Annotated in this window: 14 protein-coding genes; 6 read left to right on the forward strand and 8 right to left on the reverse strand. The window is 64.5% G+C overall.

The annotated features are described in order from the left end of the window. Positions 1-19: 19 nt before the first annotated feature. Both ACFVHU_RS11330 and ACFVHU_RS11335 read left to right on the forward strand, forming a co-directional pair. Positions 20-4684, forward strand: coding sequence for an ATP-dependent helicase (locus tag ACFVHU_RS11330; protein ID WP_388024488.1), 4665 nt, complete (start codon positions 20-22; stop codon positions 4682-4684). A gap of 24 nt (positions 4685-4708) precedes the next feature. After that, positions 4709-5533 (forward strand): DNA-formamidopyrimidine glycosylase family protein, encoded by an 825-nt coding sequence (locus tag ACFVHU_RS11335; protein WP_388024490.1) that lies wholly within the window; start codon positions 4709-4711, stop codon positions 5531-5533. Between the two features lie 22 nt (positions 5534-5555). Here ACFVHU_RS11335 and ACFVHU_RS11340 read toward each other — a convergent pair whose 3' ends face one another. Continuing rightward, positions 5556-6392, reverse strand: a complete 837-nt coding sequence (locus ACFVHU_RS11340; protein WP_388024492.1) for a PhzF family phenazine biosynthesis protein — start codon at positions 6390-6392, stop codon at positions 5556-5558. Between the two features lie 60 nt (positions 6393-6452). Here ACFVHU_RS11340 and ACFVHU_RS11345 point away from each other — a divergent pair, with 60 nt between their 5' ends. After that, positions 6453-7475 (forward strand): pseudouridine synthase, encoded by a 1023-nt coding sequence (locus tag ACFVHU_RS11345; RefSeq protein WP_388024494.1) that lies wholly within the window; start codon positions 6453-6455, stop codon positions 7473-7475. A gap of 48 nt (positions 7476-7523) precedes the next feature. After that, positions 7524-8447, forward strand: a complete 924-nt coding sequence (locus ACFVHU_RS11350; RefSeq protein WP_388024495.1) for a hypothetical protein — start codon at positions 7524-7526, stop codon at positions 8445-8447. Between the two features lie 25 nt (positions 8448-8472). On the opposite strand, the gene ACFVHU_RS11355 is transcribed toward ACFVHU_RS11350, so the two are convergent. Both ACFVHU_RS11355 and ACFVHU_RS11360 read right to left on the reverse strand, forming a co-directional pair. Then, complete coding sequence (locus ACFVHU_RS11355) at positions 8473-9249, reverse strand: SDR family NAD(P)-dependent oxidoreductase (protein WP_388024496.1); 777 nt, start codon at positions 9247-9249, stop codon at positions 8473-8475. 138 nt (positions 9250-9387) lie between these two features. Beyond that, the gene (locus tag ACFVHU_RS11360; RefSeq protein ID WP_133834369.1) at positions 9388-10836 is read right to left on the reverse strand and encodes an MDR family MFS transporter; all 1449 of its coding nucleotides are present in this window, start codon (positions 10834-10836) and stop codon (positions 9388-9390) included. A 210-nt stretch (positions 10837-11046) separates the two neighbouring features. On the opposite strand from ACFVHU_RS11360, the gene ACFVHU_RS11365 reads away from it, so the two are divergent. Next, positions 11047-11586: an NUDIX hydrolase family protein gene (locus ACFVHU_RS11365; RefSeq protein ID WP_105658590.1), complete on the forward strand. Its 540-nt coding sequence runs from the start codon at positions 11047-11049 to the stop codon at positions 11584-11586. On the opposite strand, the gene ACFVHU_RS11370 is transcribed toward ACFVHU_RS11365, so the two are convergent. Continuing rightward, complete coding sequence (locus tag ACFVHU_RS11370) at positions 11583-12680, reverse strand: FUSC family protein (RefSeq protein WP_388024499.1); 1098 nt, start codon at positions 12678-12680, stop codon at positions 11583-11585. The two genes, ACFVHU_RS11365 and ACFVHU_RS11370, sit on opposite strands and share 4 nt — an antisense overlap. Positions 12681-12813: 133 nt before the next feature. Between ACFVHU_RS11370 and tgt the strand changes: the two genes are divergently transcribed. Then, the gene (gene tgt, locus ACFVHU_RS11375) at positions 12814-14112 is read left to right on the forward strand and encodes a tRNA guanosine(34) transglycosylase Tgt (RefSeq protein WP_105658591.1); all 1299 of its coding nucleotides are present in this window, start codon (positions 12814-12816) and stop codon (positions 14110-14112) included. Positions 14113-14190: 78 nt separating this feature from the next. Here tgt and ACFVHU_RS11380 read toward each other — a convergent pair whose 3' ends face one another. The 4 genes from ACFVHU_RS11380 to ACFVHU_RS11395 all read right to left on the reverse strand — a co-directional run bounded on the left by ACFVHU_RS11380 (position 14191) and on the right by ACFVHU_RS11395 (position 17720). Further along, complete coding sequence (locus ACFVHU_RS11380; RefSeq protein WP_332594861.1) at positions 14191-14646, reverse strand: GNAT family N-acetyltransferase; 456 nt, start codon at positions 14644-14646, stop codon at positions 14191-14193. A gap of 13 nt (positions 14647-14659) precedes the next feature. Continuing rightward, positions 14660-16207 (reverse strand): hypothetical protein, encoded by a 1548-nt coding sequence (locus ACFVHU_RS11385; RefSeq protein ID WP_388024502.1) that lies wholly within the window; start codon positions 16205-16207, stop codon positions 14660-14662. 40 nt (positions 16208-16247) lie between these two features. Then, a complete protein-coding gene (locus tag ACFVHU_RS11390) occupies positions 16248-16943 on the reverse strand; it encodes an ATP-binding cassette domain-containing protein (RefSeq protein WP_388024504.1) in 696 nt (231 codons plus the stop codon). A gap of 66 nt (positions 16944-17009) precedes the next feature. After that, on the reverse strand, positions 17010-17720 hold the full coding sequence (locus ACFVHU_RS11395) for a queuosine precursor transporter (protein ID WP_388024506.1): 711 nt from the start codon (positions 17718-17720) through the stop codon (positions 17010-17012). Positions 17721-17774: the final 54 nt, after the last annotated feature.

The following is a 17774-nucleotide window of genomic DNA, read 5'->3' on the forward strand; positions in this document are numbered from 1 at the left end:
AGACCGTAGTATCGATTCCATGAGCGATGTCCTGTCCCGGTTCGGCGCAGCCACCCGCAAGTGGTTCACCGACGTCTTCTCCGCGCCCACGGTTGCCCAGAGTGGCGCCTGGGAATCCATCTCGGACGGGAAGCACACCCTGGTCATCGCGCCTACCGGCTCGGGCAAGACCCTGGCCGCGTTCCTCTGGGCACTGGACCGGCTGCACCACGCGGAACTTGACGCTCCAGCATTGCCGGGGATGGACTCCGATGCCGATCATCCAACGGGCAATGGCACCAAGGTGCTCTACATTTCTCCGCTGAAGGCCCTCGGGGTCGACGTGGAGCGCAACCTGCGTTCTCCGCTCGCTGGCATCCGCGCCACCGCGCACGAAATGGGCTTGTCCCAGCCGTCGGTGTCGGTGGGAGTGCGCTCGGGAGACACCCCGGCCAATGACCGGCGCAAGCTGCTCAAGGACCCGCCCGAAATCCTGATCACCACGCCCGAATCGCTGTACCTGATGCTCACCAGCCAGGCACGCAAGACCCTGGCCGATGTGCACACCGTGATCATCGACGAGGTCCACGCGATTGCCAATACCAAGCGCGGAACCCATTTGGCCCTGTCCCTGGAACGGCTCGACGCGCTGCTGCCCGCCCCGGCCCAGCGCATCGGGCTCTCTGCCACCGTCGAGCCGCCCGAAGAAGTGGCCCGCTTCCTGGTCGGCTCCGCCCCGGTGAACATCGTACGCCCGCCGTCCACCAAGAAATGGGAGTTGGCGGTGCGCGTCCCGGTGGAAGACATGACCGACCTGCCTTCCGCGGCCGGAGCGCATGATCTGGGTCCGGGTTCCTCCCCCGCGGCGTCGGCGAGCATCTGGCCGCATGTGGAGAACCAGCTGGTGGATCTGGTGCTGGACAACCATTCGACCATCATCTTCGCCAACTCCCGCCGGCTGGCCGAGCGGCTGACCGGGCGGCTGAACGAAATCTACGCCGAACGCGAGGGATTCAGCGCCGAGAATGCTTCCACCTCCACCCCCGCCGCGCTGATGGCCCAGGCCGGCTCCACCGCTGCCGCGCACCCGGAAGCTCCGTTACTGGCCCGTGCCCACCACGGCTCGGTGTCCAAGGATTCGCGCGCCCAGATCGAGGAAGACCTGAAGCTGGGCAAGCTGCGCGCCGTGGTGGCTACCAGCTCCCTGGAACTCGGCATCGACATGGGGCTGGTGGATCTGGTGATCCAGGTCGAATCCCCGAACTCGGTCTCCTCGGGGCTGCAGCGCGTGGGCCGTGCCGGGCACCAGGTCGGCTCGGTCTCCCGGGGCGCTTTCTTCCCCAAGCACCGGGCGGACCTGCTCTCCACCGCCCTGGTGGTCACCCGCATGCGCCAAGGAGCCATCGAGAAGATGGTGATCCCCGCCAACCCGCTGGATGTGCTGGCGCAGCAGACCCTGGCCGCGGTGGCCATGGACGACTTGGACGTAGAGCAATGGTTCGACACCGTGCGCCGCGCCGCCCCCTACCAGCAGCTGCCGCGCAGCGCCTATCTGGCCACCTTGGACATGCTCTCGGGCAAGTACCCTTCGGATGAATTCGCCACGCTCAAGCCGCGGCTGATCTGGGACCGGGATGCCGGCACCCTCACCGCCCGGCCCGGGGCGCAGCGCCTGGCCGTGATTTCCGGCGGCACCATCCCGGACCGCGGGCTGTTCGGGGTTTTCCTGGCCGGATCCGAGGATGACAAGGCGCCCAAGCGCGTGGGCGAGCTGGACGAGGAAATGGTCTACGAATCGCGCGTCGGGGACATTTTCGCCCTCGGGGCGACCAGCTGGCGCATCGAGGACATCACCCACGACCGGGTGCTGGTCACCCCGGCCTTCGGCCAACCCGGAAAGCTGCCCTTCTGGCACGGCGACGGGCTGGGACGCCCGGTGGAACTCGGGGCAGCGCTGGGCGAATTCACCACGAAGCTGCTGGCCAGCGAACGCACCGAAGCGGCCGAAGTGCTGCACGGCAGCGGGCTGGATCCGTTCGCCGCGAACAATCTGCTCAACTACCTGGACGAGCAGCGCCGGGCCACCGGCCAGGTGCCCAACCACCAGAATTTCGTGATCGAGCGCTTCCACGACGAGCTGGGCGACTGGCGGGTCATCCTGCACTCCCCGTTCGGCTTGGCCGTGCACGCCCCGTGGGCGCTGGCCGTCGGCGCGCGGGTCCGCGAACGCTGGGGGCTGGACGCCTCGGCGATGGCCGCCGACGACGGGATCGTGCTGCGCATCCCCGCCATGGACGATGAGCCGCCCGGGGCGGACCTCTTCGCCTTCGAAGCCGACGAGATCATCGAGGTGGTCACCTCGCAGGTGGCCAATTCCGCGTTGTTTGCCTCCCGCTTCCGCGAATGCGCCGCCCGCGCGCTGCTGCTGCCGCGGATCAACCCGACCAAGCGCACCCCGCTGTGGCAGCAGCGCCAGCGTGCCAGCCAGCTGCTGGATGTGGCCCGCAACTACCCGGATTTCCCGATCATCCTGGAAACCGTGCGCGAATGCCTGAATGATGTCTATGATCTGCCGGCACTGTCCAGGATCCACTCCAGCATCTCCTCGCGGGCCATCCGCCTGGTGGAAGTGACCACCGAGCTGCCTTCGCCCTTCGCCCAATCCCTGCTTTTCGGCTACGTGGCGCAGTTCCTCTACGAATCCGACGCGCCGCTGGCCGAACGCCGCGCCGCCGCCCTGAGCCTGGATCCGGTGCTGCTGGGCGAATTGCTCGGGCGCAACGACGTGCGCGAGGTGCTGGACCCGCTGGTCATCGCGGCCTTGCAGGATCAGCTGCAGCATCTGGCAGCCAACCGCCGGTTGGCGGGCATGGAAGGCGCCGCGGACCTGCTGCGGCTGCTGGGTCCGCTGGATGCCGGGCAGCTGGCCGCCAGGCTGCGCGATCCGGCCGATGACGAAGCGGCGCTGGATCCTGCCAGCGCCCGGGCCCACGCCGAGGCCCTGGTTTCCACGCGCCGGGCTTTCACCTTGCGCCGCTCCGGCCAGCTGGTGTACGCGGCCATCGAGGATGCCGGCAAGCTGCGCGATGCGCTGGGCACCCCGCTGCCCACCGGCATCCCGGCGGCCTTCCTGGAGCCTGCCACCGCTCCGATCCAGGACCTGGTCTCGCGCTTCGCCCGCACCCACGCCCCGTTCACCCTCGGGGAGCTGGCCGCGCAGCTGGGACTGGGCGTGGCGGTGCTGCGCCCCGTTCTCGACCAGCTGGTGGCCGCCGGCCGCTTGTCGCTGGGGGCCTTCCGCCCGCTGGAGCTCGTCCCCGAGGGCGTGGCCGGCGACGAATACTGCGACGTGTCGGTGCTGCGCACCATCCGCACCCGATCCCTGGCGGCGCTGCGCGCCGAGGTGGAGCCGGTGGACCAGGACACCTACGGGCGCTTCCTGCCGGCCTGGCAGCAGATCGGTTCTTCGCTGCAGGGAGCCGACGGCGCCTATGAAATCGTTGCCCAGCTCGCCGGCGCCGAGGTCCCCGCCTCCGCCCTGGAATCCTTCGTGTTCCCGGCCCGGCTGAGGGGCTACCAGAATTCCTGGCTGGATGAGCTGTGCAGCTCCGGGGATATCCTGATCTGCGGCGCCGGAGCCGCCGGCGGCAAGGACGGCTGGCTGTCGCTGCACACCGCCGAGCATGCAGCGCTGAGCCTTCCCCAGCCCGATGCCAGCGCGCTGCAAGCCCTGGACCTGCGCGTGCTCCAGGCCTTCGAGTCCACCGGCGCCTACTTCGCCGAGGAGCTGGCCGGGCGCATCCACCGCAGCGATGAGCCGGCGGCCAGCAGCCACGAGGTCGCCGAATCCTGCTGGAGGCTGTTCTGGGCCGGGTACATTTCACCGGATACCATGGCGCCGATCCGCGGCTACCTGGCCGGCGGAAGCACCGCGCACAAAATCGCCAAGCCCGCCCCGCGGGCCCGCGCCGCACGATTGAACCGGCTCTCCGGGCTGAACCGGCTGGCCCGGGAACAAGCCGGCGGGCCGGCGCGAGGCTCGCGCGGCGCGGCCCGCTGGTCGCTGCTGCCCGCACCGGTAGCGGACCCCACGATCAGCGCCCACGCCACCGCGGAAATCATGCTGGAACGCTACGGGGTGCTCACCCGCGGCTCGGTGGCCGCCGAGTCGGTGCCCGGCGGCTTCGGCCAGCTCTACCGGGTGCTCTCGAAGCTGGAAGAAGCTGGCCATGCCCGGCGCGGCTACTTCGTCGAGAAGCTCGGCGCCGCCCAGTTCTCCACCTCCACCACCATTGACCGGCTGCGCGGATTCCAGCTGGCCGATGACCCGCGCCGACAGCCGGTGGCCACGGTGCTAGCTTCCACCGACCCGGCGAACCCCTATGGCGCGGCGCTGGCTTGGCCTGCGACCGAAACCGGGCACCGCCCCGGGCGCAAGGCCGGCGCAATCGTCGGGCTCCTCGACGGGGCCCTGAGCCTCTATCTGGAGCGCGGCGGGCGCACGGTGCTGACCTTCGGGCAGCTGCCCGAGCCGTCCTGGCGCATCCTCGCCACGGCGATGGTCGCCGCGCTGCGCACCGCCCAGGTCGACAAGATCGCCATCGCCACGGTCGACGGGCAGCCGGTGCAGGACCATCCGGTCGGCGCCGCCCTGCTGGGCGCCGGTTTCTATGCGACGCCCCAAGGCATCCGCTTCCGCCGCTGACCCGCTATCGAAGGAGCGTTGCCCATGCCCGAAGGCGATACCGTCTACCGCGCCACCGCCCGCCTGCACCAGGCGCTGGCCGGCGAAATCCTGCTGGCCTCCGATTTCCGCGTCCCGGCCCTGGCCACCGTGGACGTCGCCGGGTACACGGTGCGCGAGGTCGTCCCCCGGGGCAAGCACCTGCTGATGCGCCTGCAGCCGCCGGCTACTGCGAACCCGGCCTTCGCCCAGCCTGCGCTGACCTTGCATTCGCATCTGCTCATGGAAGGGCGCTGGGATCTCTATGCGCCAGGCGAACGCTGGAAGCGCCCGGCGCATACCGCCCGGGTGGTGCTGGAAACAGCAAACGTCAAGGCCGTGGGCTTCGAGATCGCCCAGGTGAAACTGCTGCCAACCGAACAGGAGTCCGAGGTGGTCGGCCATCTGGGACCCGACCTGCTCGGGCCGGACTGGGATGCGCAACGGGCGCTGGACAACCTGCGCGCCGATCCGCAGCTGGGCATCGGGCAAGCGCTGCTGGACCAGCGGATCATGGCCGGGGTGGGAAATGTCTACCGCAGCGAGATCCTGTTCCTGCGGCGCGTGCATCCGCTCACCGCGGTGGGCGAGGTGGCCGGCCTGCCGGCATTAATCGAACTGGCTCACCGCTTGCTGGTGGTGAACAAGGACCGGTCGCGGCGGGTGACTACCGGGCAGCCGCGCACCCGCGACCCGCTGTGGGTCTACGGCCGGGCGTCGAAGCCCTGCCTGCGCTGCGGAACCCGCATCGGGCTGCTGCGCATTCCCTCGGCTTCCACCGGTGCTGAACGGGACTGCTACCTGTGCCCTTCCTGCCAGCCAGCGGCCTAGGCGGCGGGGCGCGGTTGCAAGCCTAGAGGTCGACTTCGCCCTGCACGCAGCTGTTCACGTCGCCTCCCACCCAGACCACGCCGTCCTCAACGCGCAGATGCACCCGGCCCTGGTACCCGATCGCGGTGCCTTGGGCGGCGATGTAGCGTTCGGGAGCCAACCCGGAATCGGCCAGCCACCGGGCCAGGCCCGCATTGAGGCTGCCGGTAGCCGGGTCTTCCCACACTGGGTCCCCGCCGACGAAAGCACGCACTTCGAACTGCGTGCCGGCCCCTGGCTCCCGCGGACCTGCAACCCCGATGGCCAGCGTCCCCAGGGCGTTGGGATCCGGGTCCAAGGCCAGTACCTGCTGCGCACTGGAGAGCCTCACCCCGATCCATTCCGGGCCGTTGACCAGCCATGAGGCATCCTGGATCTGCTCCCGGGGAATCGCCAGTACCTCGGCGATGCGCTGCACCAGCAATTCGGCAACCGGTTCGTAGCGGGTCAGCGGCGGTGCAGCGAACCATAGCCGTTGCGGCTCAACGCGCACCTCCACCAGCCCGGCGGCGCATTCCTGGATGACCCGTCCCTTCTTCTTGGGAACCCCGCCGGCCTTCAGCCAGGCAAAGGCCGAGCCCAGCGTCGGGTGGCCGGCGAAGGGGAATTCCTGGGTGGCAGAGAAGATCCGCACCCGGTAGTCGGCGGCCGGATCCTCCGGTTGCATCAGGAACGTGGTCTCGGCCAGGTTGGTCCACTTGGCAAATCCTTGCATCTGCCCGCTGGCCAGGCCTTCTGCATCGTGGACCACAGCCAAGGGGTTGCCCAGATATGCAGTGGGAGAAAAGACGTCGACTTCGCTGTATTTACGCATGGCCATCGAACCAACCTAGCAGACCGCGGCCTGCGCGGTCCTGGCAAAGATGGGAGAATAGCCCCTATGGCTATGGAATCCCCGCTTCCCGTGCGCAACGGCGTCAATGCAACTCGTCTTCGCCTCCCGCGGACCGGTTCGTGGGCAACTGTCGCAGATTATTTGCTTGAGCGCTTCGGCCATGTGGATCCAGAGGGCATCCTGCGCCGCTTCGATGATCAGCAGATCGTTGGCTTGGGCGGCACTCCGCTCACCCGCCAGACGCCCCTGGGCGAGCACGAATTCATTTGGTACTACCGTTCCCTGCCGGTAGAAACTCCCATTCCCTTTGAAGCCAGGATCCTGCACCAAGACGAGCATCTGCTGGTCGTGGACAAGCCGCATTTCCTCCCCACCACACCCGGCGGACGCTTCATCCAGGAATCCGCGCTGGTGCGCCTGCGCAACCAGACCGGCATCGATGATTTGGTGCCGATGCACCGGCTGGACCGGGCCACCGCCGGGGTCATTCTTTTCGCGGTGAATCCGGCGACCCGCGGCGATTACCAGATGCTCTTCGAACGCCGCGAGATCGCCAAGCGCTACAAGGCGGTGGTCGCCCTTCAGCCGGGCGAAGGCCTGGAAACTGGACGGGTGCTGCATCCAAATGGGGAGCATTCGCAGGTCAAACCGGAATCCGAGCTGCGTGACCTGCTGCAGCGGATGCCGTTGCTCTTCGAGAACCGGATGGCCAAGGTCAAGGGCAAGCTGCGTTCCATTGTGGAAGAAGGGGAGCCGAACGCCCAGACCCTGGTCAAGCTCGAGGTGATCGGAACGAGCACCGGTTTCCATGCCGGGCTGGAGGTCGCCTTGATGGATCTGGAACCGCGATCGGGCAAGACCCATCAGCTGCGAGTGCACCTGGCTTCCTTGGGCCTGGGCATCATCAATGACGCGTTCTATCCGCGGCTGTGGGATCTGGCCCCTGATGACTACCGGCGCCCGCTGCAATTGCTGGCGCACACCATTTCCTTCACCGATCCGCTGACCGGCCACGCGCGCAGCTTCAGCTCGCAACAGCGGCTACTGGAAGCGCCGTCGGTCCCATAACCCCTTCTCACGGGGGAAGAATTGCCCTAGGCTGGTGCCTATTATCCCGTGACCCGTAAGGATGAAGGCAAGATGGCCGAACACCAGCGGACCCCGCAACTCGATTCCCTGGTGGAGTCGGCCCAGTCTGCCATTGCTTCGGCGGCAGAACGGTCCTCCTTCGTGTTGCCCTACGCGGCGCCGGATCATCGCCCCAACCCTGCAGTGGAACCTTTCGATACGGTCCGCGGCTACCTCTTGGGCGCTTCGGGCTTATTGCTGCTACTGACCTCGTTGGCGTTGCCTTCCGGCCTGCATGGACGCGCGCCGTCCAGCCTGCTGGATACCAGCCTGGTGCATTCGGTGTTGTGGCCGGCAACTGCCATCGCGCTGGTCCTCAGTGCCGCGTTTTCGCTGCGCCGCGACCAGCTTTCGGCGCGACGCCAACGAATCATTTCCCTTTATTCGATCCCGGCCACAGCGATGATGGCCTGCGCCATCACCCTGGCCTCCGGGTTCTTGGCCATCAGCGCGGCCATCCTGGCAACCATTGCTTCGCTGCTGTCCCTGTACGGCGTGCTCCAGCTGAACAGGAATACTGCGCGAAACCGCATGGAGCGCTGGGCAACCGATGCCCCGGTAAGCTTCTTTGCCGGTTCCAGCCTGGTCTATGCCCTGCAGCTCTGGTTTGCCGCCGCCGGATGGAATGACGGCGGGCAGGGACTTCCTGCTGTGGTGGTGACGGCCGGAATTTCAGTGGTTGCCGCCGCCTTCGCCCACTCGGAGCGCGGCCGCCACGCCTTTGCCAGCGGCTTCGGAATCTGCATGATCGCCGCTGCCATCCAGGGCTGGCTCAATGAGTCCGCACCGCTGTGGGTCTGCGCGGTCTGGATCTTCATGGCCTTGCTGGTCTTCCTGATGGCCGAGAACCGCCGGTTCCAGATCAGCCATGCCGAGCACCGTGCGCAGCGCGGCAAGCCCATAGAGTTCTAGGACTGGCCGCGCCCGCCACGGGTGCCTAGCGTGGCGCCATGCGGATGGCTCCATCAAGGCGAATGGTTTCGCCGTTGAGCATCGGGTTGGCCACGATGTGCTCCACCAATGCCGCGTATTCTTCCGGACGTCCAAGACGCGAAGGATGCGGCACCTGGGCTCCGAGCGAGTCCTGGGCAGCCTGCGGCAGGCCGGCCATCATCGGCGTGTGGAAAATGCCCGGTGCGATGGTCATGACGCGGATCTGGTGGTTCGCCAGCTCGCGAGCCAGCGGCAGGGTCATGGCCGCTACTGCTCCCTTGGAGGCCGCATAGGCCGGCTGCCCGATCTGGCCGTCAAAGGCCGCCACCGACGCGGTGTTGATGATGACCCCGCGTTCGGTGGTTCCCTGCTCATCGCTCAGCGCTTCGCTATGCGCCATGGCTTCTGCGGCCAGACGGATCACGTTGAAGGTGCCGTTGACATTGATGTCCAGCACCTTGGCGAAGCGCTCCAGCGGCAGCACTCCGTCGCGGCCCAGCACCTTGCCTGGTGTTGCCACACCGGCGCAATTGACCAGCACCCGCAGGGTGCCAAGTTCCTTGGCACGTTCGATGCCGGCAGCCACCTGCTGCGCGTCAGTGACATCAGCTGGCACGAAGCGGACATTCGCGCCGATCTCGGCGGCGATTTCATCGCCATCCTCACGCGGCAGGTCGAGTACCACCACATGCCTGGCCCCGGTGGCCAGCTTCTGCGCCGTGGCGCGTCCCAATCCCGATAGGCCGCCGGTGACCAGAGCGACTGAATCCTGCAACTGCATGTTTACCCCTTTGTAGACAGTGGTCTTGTGATCTACATTACTGGCCAGTTGCGTGGAGGCGAAGAATCTTGCCCGCGGGCATGGAAAAACCGCTGGACCCCGCGATGGGATCCAGCGGCTCTTGCACTGTCCTGCAGCCTAGTGGCTCGGAACCGTCGCAGGCTCGGCTTCGACTCCAGCCGATTTCTTCTTGCCGCCAAGCAGGAAACCGATCACCACGATGCCGACGCTGCAGCCGGCACCGATCAGGAAGCCAGGCTGGAAGCCTTCGACCGAAGCGGTCAGCGGATCGCCGCCAGCCGCGATCTTCGCGGCGGTGGATGAGGCGACAACGCCAACCAGCAGGGCGGTGCCCATGGCGCCCGCCAACTGCTGCAAGGTCGAGAGCAGGGCCGAACCGTGCGAGTGCAGGCTGTGCGGCAGCGGGTTCAGCGCAGTGGTGAAGGCCGGGGTGAAGATGAAGGCCAGGCCCAAGCTCATCACCAGGTGCATGACAACCAGCAGCCAGATCGGAGTGTCCACATCCAGGACCACCGCGTAGCCCAGCAGCGAAACCAGCAGCACCAGGGCGCCGGGAACGATCAGCGGACGGGCGCCGACCTTGTCGTAGAGCTTTCCGACCAATGGCGCCAGGACACCCATCAGCAGACCGCCCGGGAGCATGATCAAACCGGTGGTCAGGGTTTCAATGCCCAACACGTTGGTGAAGAACATCGGCAGCAGGATGATCACGCCGAACAGCGAAATCATCGAGAACATCATCAGCACCAGCGAAAGGGTGAAAGCCCTGTAGTTCAGCGGACGCAGATCCAGCAGCGCCTTGTCTTCCTTCTGCAGGTTCAGCTGCAGGAAAACGAAAGCGAGCAGGCACAGAATCGCGCCAACAAGGATGCCCAGGTTCAGCGGGGTGACGCCAACCGACAAGCCGCTGAGGCCGTAGACCAGGCCGCCGAAACCCGGGATGGCCAGAATCAGCGAAGGAATGGACAGCGGCGTCGAGGCGCCGTCAACGTCCTTGGACAGTCGAGGGGTGCCGATCAGCAGAGCCGCTACCGCGATCGGGATGATCACGATGAACATGAATCGCCACGACAGGTACTGCAAGATCAGTCCGGATACCGTCGGGCCGATGGCCGGGGCTACGGAGATCACGATGGAAACATTGCCCATCAGCACGCCGCGGCGCTCAGCCGGGACCAGATGCAAGATGGTGGTCATCAGCAGCGGCATCATGATGGCGGTGCCGCTAGCCTGGATCACACGGGCCACCAGCAGGACGCTCAGGCCCGGCGCGAGGGCAGCCAGCAGGGTGCCCAGAGTGAACAGGCCCATGGCCAAGACGAAGACATTGCGGATGCTCATCCGCTGAAGCAGGAAGCCGGTCATTGGAATGACCACGGCCATAGTCAGCATGAAGATGGTTGACAGCCACTGAATTGCGTCAGCGGTGACATTGAATTCATCCATCAGAACAGGCAGGGCCACGTTCATGATGGTCTCGTTCAGGATGACCACGAAGCTGGAAACAATCAGCACCGCAATCGTGGTGAAGTTCTGTTTGCTCAGTCGTTCTGGAGCGTTCGTCACGGCAGGAATCTGCTTCCACGAGGATTCGGAAAAAGGAAACGCTATCTGACGCTTGCGGCTGCTTCGCCGGGCAAGGAAGTTCAAATAGCTCTATCGATTTTATCGCTTGGGATTGCGGTGCACTAGGGGTGCAGGAAACCTTATAGGTGAGTTCGGCAACACAGATCCAGCTTCACGGAATGTCGAGGGTTTGTGTACGAAGATAGAACCATGAACGTGCGCACTCCTGACCCATACCCTGGATGGCTCTCCGAAGAAGACCTCTACGAGGCACGGCAGCGCCTGCCCATGCTCTACGTCGAGGCCATTCCCGTGCGCCTGGACCCGCTGGGCTACGTCAACGAGGTGGGCCTGCTGCTCACCGGCGATGATGACGGGCGCATGCTGCGCACCTTCGTTTCGGGGCGCGTGATGTACCGCGAGACCATACGCGCCGCGTTGATCCGCCACATCGAAAAGGACCTGGGCACCATGGTGCTTCCGCAGCTTCCGGCTTCACCGGTGCCCTTCACCGTTGCAGAATACTTCCCGGCGCCGAGCGAAACCGGCCTGACCGATGATCGCCAGCATGCCGTATCCATGTGCTACATCGTGCCGGTTCGCGGCGAGACCAGCCCTCGCTCCGATGCGTTGGAGCTGACCTGGCTTTCGCCCAGCGAAGCGCTCAGCTCGGATATCCAGGGCGAGTTCGCTGGCGGTCGAGAAAATATTCTCCGTCAGGCATTAGCCCATGTCGGAGTGAATATCTAGCCCTGCTGCCCGCTGTTTGGAATGATTCCCTGCCGGCGCTTGATGATTGATCCAACCCAGCTTCCCAAGAGCACCCCGAGCATGCCCACGGTGCAGCCGATCAGGGTCTCGACCACGCGGTCGTACATCACCGAGCCGCTCAGGCCCGTCACCAGCGAGACGCCCACGAGCGCCATCGGGGTAATGAAGACCTGCGCCAGGAAATAGTTGCGCATGACCAGCAGCTCGGCCATGAATTGGCATATGGCGATGAAGGCGAGCAGGATCCAGACCTGCGGGTTCAGGAAGATCAAGACCGCCATCAGGACCATGCCTGCCAGGGTGCCAAGCATTCGGTGCACGCCGCGCCGGATGCGCAAGGTCGTGGTGTGCCCGACCAGGGGAACCACCGCGGCCACCATCGCCCAGTAGTTGTGCCCGGCTTCCAGGCTGCTGCCCACGGTATTGGCCAAGGTGCCGGCCACGCCGGCCGTCAGGATGTAGAACAGCCCTTCCCACCAGATGGCCTTGCGGACGTTATCCGATAGTGGCGGCAGCGGGGTGCGCTTCCACAAGCTGCTCCACTGCCCGAGTGCACCGGCCGCACCGATGGCTACCGACAACAAGATCGTCAGGGCCGACACGAGCAGGGCTTCGCCGATTGGCGCGGGGACGGGGATCGAGGCAATTGCCGCGAATGCGAAGATGTGGAACAGCGAACCGCCGGGCCGCAGCCGCATGAAACCCACCAGCACCGAGCAGGCACCGGCCACGAAAGTCGTCGCGCCAACTACTTGCCACTGCTTGATTCCAGGGTCCGAATGGTCGATCCACCAGTGCGAAGCGGCCAGCGCCAGGGCGATTACCGCGAAGAACAAGGCCCCGGAACGCACCTGCATCCGCAACCGGTTCCAGTAGCCGTCCACGCGCCCATACACGCCGGTAAAGGCGCCGAACACGGCAAAGACCACAAGGTCCAGCCGTTCAATCGCGAAGAGGGTGATCAGAGGCGCAAAAACACCGATGCCGGTGCGCAGGCCGATCCAATGGTCCTTGCGGGCAGGCCCCAGCGTAATGAGCGCCTTGGCGGATTCCTTCAGATTCTCCAGACCCACATCTTCCTTCCGTCGCGTTGGACACAACACGTACGCTCCATTATTCGCGCTTTGCCTTGTGAAACGTTAGGTTTTGGCGCACATTGCCCCTGTCGTTTTCCTCACCGCGCGGTTAATACGGCACACTTGGTACGTGTCCGAAAAGAACTTTGACCCCAGTGCCCCGCATGCCCGCCAGGATGAATTCGGCTTTGAAGTCGGAACCCGGCTGACCGCTCCGGACGGTTCCCCGATGTTGGGACGTACCGGCGTTATCCGTACCCCGCACGGCGACGTCAAGACGCCCGCGTTCATTGCGGTAGGCACCAAAGCTACCGTCAAGGCAGTCACCCCGGTGCAGGTCCAGGAGCTTGGCGCGCAGGCTGTGCTGTCAAACGCCTACCACCTGTATCTTCAGCCGGGCGCGGATATCCTCGATGAAGCCGGCGGACTAGGCAAGTTCATGGGCTGGCAGGGCCCGACCTTCACCGACTCCGGCGGATTCCAAGTCATGAGCCTGGGCTCGGGCTTCAAGAAGGTCATCGACATGAAGTCCGTAGACCAGTCTGGTCCGGACGACGCCGTGGCCCCGGGCAAGGAACGCCTGGCCAATGTGGACGAGGACGGCGTCTGGTTCAAGTCCCATCTCGACGGCACCAAGCACCGCTTCTCCCCTGAGATCTCCATGGGCGTGCAGCACCGGATCGGCGCGGACATCATGTTCGCCTTCGACGAGCTGACCACCTTGCAGAATTCCCGCGGCTACCAGGTCGAGTCCCTGGAGCGCACCCGGCGCTGGGCCGAGCGCTGCATTGCCGAGCACTTTGCATTGACCGACTCCCGCGAAGGCAAGGAATACCAAGCCTTGTTCGGCGTCATCCAGGGCGCCCAGTACGAGGACCTGCGCCGCAAGGCCTGCCAGGACCTGGGGGCCATGGCCTTCGATGGCTTCGGCATCGGCGGCGCCTTGGAGAAGGAAAATCTGGGAACCATCGTCGGCTGGTGCGCCGAAGAGCTTCCAGAGAACAAGCCGCGCCACCTGCTGGGCATTTCCGAGCCGGATGACGTCTTCACCGCGATTGAGAATGGTGCCGATACTTTCGACTGCGTCTCGCCCACTCGCGTTGCGCGCAACTCGGCGTTCTATACCCCCTGGGGCCGTTTCAATCTTTCCGGCGCACGCTACAAGCGGGATTTCACTCCGCTGGTGGAAGGCTGCGAGTGCTATGCCTGCAAGAACTTCACCCGTGCGTACATTCACCACCTGTACAAGGCCAAGGAACTGCTCAGCCACACGTTGATTTCCATCCACAACGAGCAGTTCACTGTTTCGCTGGTTGAATCCGCGCGCCAGGCGATCGAGGACGGAACCTTCTTCGAGCTCAAGGACAAGGTGCTCTCCAGCTACTACGCTGGCGAACCGGATCCGCAGGGCCAGCCGGCCGCCCTGTAGCCAAGGGCCGCAAAGCAGTCGAGGCATCGATTCTCCACACACTGGGCAGTGCAAGGAGAATCGATGCCTCGGGCTTTTCTAGGCCGAAACGCCCTGCCCTGCGCGGGTCATCGGCAAATGCATGATCCCGTCGTCGTCATAGTCTTCTCCGGAGCGGAGGAAACCGAACTTTCCGTACCAGCCCTCCAGCTGGGTCTGGGCGCTGAGCTGGATCTCCGCCTCCGGAGCGCAAAGCGCCACGGCACGCTGCATGAGTTCCCCGGCCAGGCCCCGGCCTCGGGCTTCTGCGGCCGTTGCAACCCGCCCAATGCGCGGAGTGCCGCTTGCGCTGTCCATGATTCGCACAGTACACAGCACTTTCCCGTTCTCGGTGGCCACCAGATGCACAGTGCCGGCATCCAGATCGCGGCCATCGATGTCCGGGTAGCACGATCGCTGCTCGACGATGAATACCTCGGCACGCAGTTTCAGTATTGAGTAGAGCAATTCTGCGGAAAGCCCATCGGGCTCGTGGATGGAAATCAAATCGTTCATCCTCCAAGTCTACCTACGCCCCCGCGCCCAGCTTCCTGCCGGAAAGTTGAACCAGGGCACTTGCACCAAAGAGCATTGCCGCGATCCACAGCAACGGGGGAATGGGAGTACCGGGGCTGAGCACCAAGAAGAAAATTGGCGAGAACGTGGCAGCTGCCCGAAGGAAAGTCGCTGTTCCCAGGAAAAGATACGTGGCCACGGCCGAGTCGCTGGTGGCTCCCCCGAGTAATGCATCCCAGTCCCGTTCTTCCCTGCTGGCGTGGGCACTGCTAGCCGCAGCACACCCCAACGCGGCGACCAGGCCTGCGGCGGTCCAAAGCCAAATGCGATCCAGCTGGATCATGCCCAGCATTCCCAGCCCGCCGGTCAAGAACAGCAAGGCGGTGGCTGAAAATAGCATCGCATACAGCGTTGCTGCCCGCATCAGGCGCTGTTCCGAAATCCCTAGCAGCTGGGTGAGCTGCCGTTCGGAAACAAGCGGTGCAATGGTCGCGGAAATGCTCAAGGTAAGAACCAGGCAGAGCACCAGGTAAAAGGCCGCTGCGCTCAGCGGGTTGGCAATTCGCTGAACCGTGGCGGCCAACGCGAAAGCCAGGAGCAGGAACCCGGCCACCGAATGCCAACGGCCTCCCCTCAGCAAACGGAGGCAGAGAATGCGCCACGCCACCGGCAACTTGGCGGTGAGCTTGCCACCGCGTGCGCGCCTGCGGCTAATAGCGGATGTCGCCGGAGCCGAGAGGCCTCGCGAGTCGCCCTGCATCAAAGCCCCCACGGCGAATTGCTGGTGCTCTCCGGCAAAACGCAACGCCTGGCCCGGAATCTGGTCAAAATGGCGAAACGCACCGTACGTACTCGCGCCGCTAAGTACCAGGACAACGAGCAAGGCGAGCACCCAGGCAGCCGGCTCCAAGGTGGCCGCAGCCATAGCGCCAACCAGGCTTTGGGCCCAAGGAATCTGGAACATCAAGAGCATCCACAGCACGGCCAAGGCGATGAGCAGCCCGAGGCCCACCCAGTCGCAGATCCGTCGCGCAGCTATTTGGTGGTTCTTCCCCTGGATCGCCGTGGCCGCGTTGGCAAGCCCGACACCGGCCACTGCGAAGCAGGCGAGCCCAAGGACTGCAACGGGTACCGGGAGCGATCCGGCCAGCCCCAGCATCACGATCAGCCACAGCGCACCGGCAAAGCTGCTCGCGAAAAGACCGATGAGCACCGCATTTCGCCACGTCGGCTGACGGATAGCCCGGAGCTTGACCGGCAGCGGCAGCCACCAGTCGGCCTTGGCCGCACTGAGCCCGCAAGGCCCCAGATAGAGCATGAGCCGAAAGGTTGCCAAGCCGGCCAGGGCCAATAGCACGAAAGAGAGGTCCTGCAAGCGCCAGACGGCGCTAGGCAGCACTTGGTGCGCTACGCCCTCGCCCAAGAGCACAAACAGCATGCCAAAGAGTGCGCTGAAGAGGTAGGCCAACGCCACCAGCGCGGCCAGCGCCCAGACATAGGCATCGGAAAAGCTGTCGAATTTCTCGGAGAAATTCCGCCGCTTCTTCGCTCGATTGACCACTTCTCGAGGATTGAAATCAACGGCATGGCTTGCAACCCGGCTAGCGCTCAAGCCACTGCGCCCCTGCCTGCGGATCAAGCAGTTCGCCCTCGTCTTCATCCAGAAGCAGCACTTGGTCCACGCAGCTTCGCAGCATCAGCGGATCATGGGTCACCGCTAGCAAAGTTGTTCCCCTGCCGCGTACCCCGGCAAGCCGCTGGTACAGCTTCTGCCTGATACGAAGGTCCAGGCGTTGTTCCGGTTCGTCAAGAATCAGCAGTTCTGCCGGACGGATCAAGGCCGCGGCGAGCAGCAGCTTACGGCGTTGGCCAGAAGACAGCTCGCCGGGAAGGTGATCGGCAGCAGCAGTGATTTCGAAGAAGTCGAGTTCTGCCTGGACTAACTGGACCCAATCATCCAGTCCGTGTCCACGAGCGACCATTTCCAGATGTTCGCGCACGGTGAGTTCTTCGAAGAAGGCGCCATCGGTGACCTGTACTGCGACGGTACGGCGAAAATGCTCCGAGCTTTCATTCACGGGAAGGCTTTGGAACTCGACGGTGCCTTCCACCGGAATGAGATGTCCCAGGATGGTGCGGATCAGTGTTGATTTTCCGCTGCCATTGGCACCGATAATTCCTAAGCCAGCACCGGGAGCCAGCTGCAGGTTGATCGGCCCGCAGATCACGCGATTGGGATAGCCAATGGTCAAGTCGCGTGCTTCTAGCTGAACTCCAGCGCTTTGACCTGTCTGCATGCCATCGATTCTAGTGTCCGGATACAGCTGTGGGCATCGCCCTCACGGATGATGCCCACAGGATCACTAGCTTGCGACGGCCGCTTGGCTGTAGCCAGGTTCGCGCTTCTTGAACCATTTGATGACCATCGAGGTCACCGGAACAAACAGGACCTCCACGGCAGTCTTGTAGATGAAGCCCACCACCACGTAGTTGATGAATGTCGGCGCATCGGCGATGCCGATAACTGGCGCTGCAATGGCACAGAAGATCAGGGTATCCAGGAACTCCCCAACACCGCTGGAGCCGATCAAGCGGAGAATCAGCCCGCGCTCGCCGGTACGTTCCTTGAGCTTGACCAGCACCCATGAGTTGGCCAGCTGCCCCACCAGGAAGCCGCAAGCGGAGGCGACGACGATCTGCCAGATCGGGCCAAGGGCGCGCTCAAATGCGTCTTGCCCGTCGTAGAACTCGGCTGATGGCAATTGGATCATGACCCAGAAGCAGAACACTGCGAAGAAGGCCAAGGCGAAAGTCACCAGGATTGAACGGCGAGCCGCCTTCAATCCGTAGACTTCCGCAATGACATCGCCCAGAATGTAGGCCAGCGGGAAGAGGAAGAAACCGCCATCGGTGACCAGCGGACCGAAGCTGACACCTTTGGAGGCGCCGATATTCGAAAGAATCACGACCGCGCCCATCAAGGTGAGCACCGTGGAGAAGTAGGGAGAACCCGAAGAAGCGAAAACCGCGTTCTTGGTTCGAATCAGATTGTTGCTGGCGTTGGAATCGCCCATGAAATTTTCCTTGTCAAAGTGGTTCGCCAGAACATCGCTAAAAGGCACGGCCCT

It is taken from the genome of Glutamicibacter sp. NPDC127525, assembly GCF_042672105.1.
Lineage (GTDB): Bacteria > Actinomycetota > Actinomycetes > Actinomycetales > Micrococcaceae > Glutamicibacter.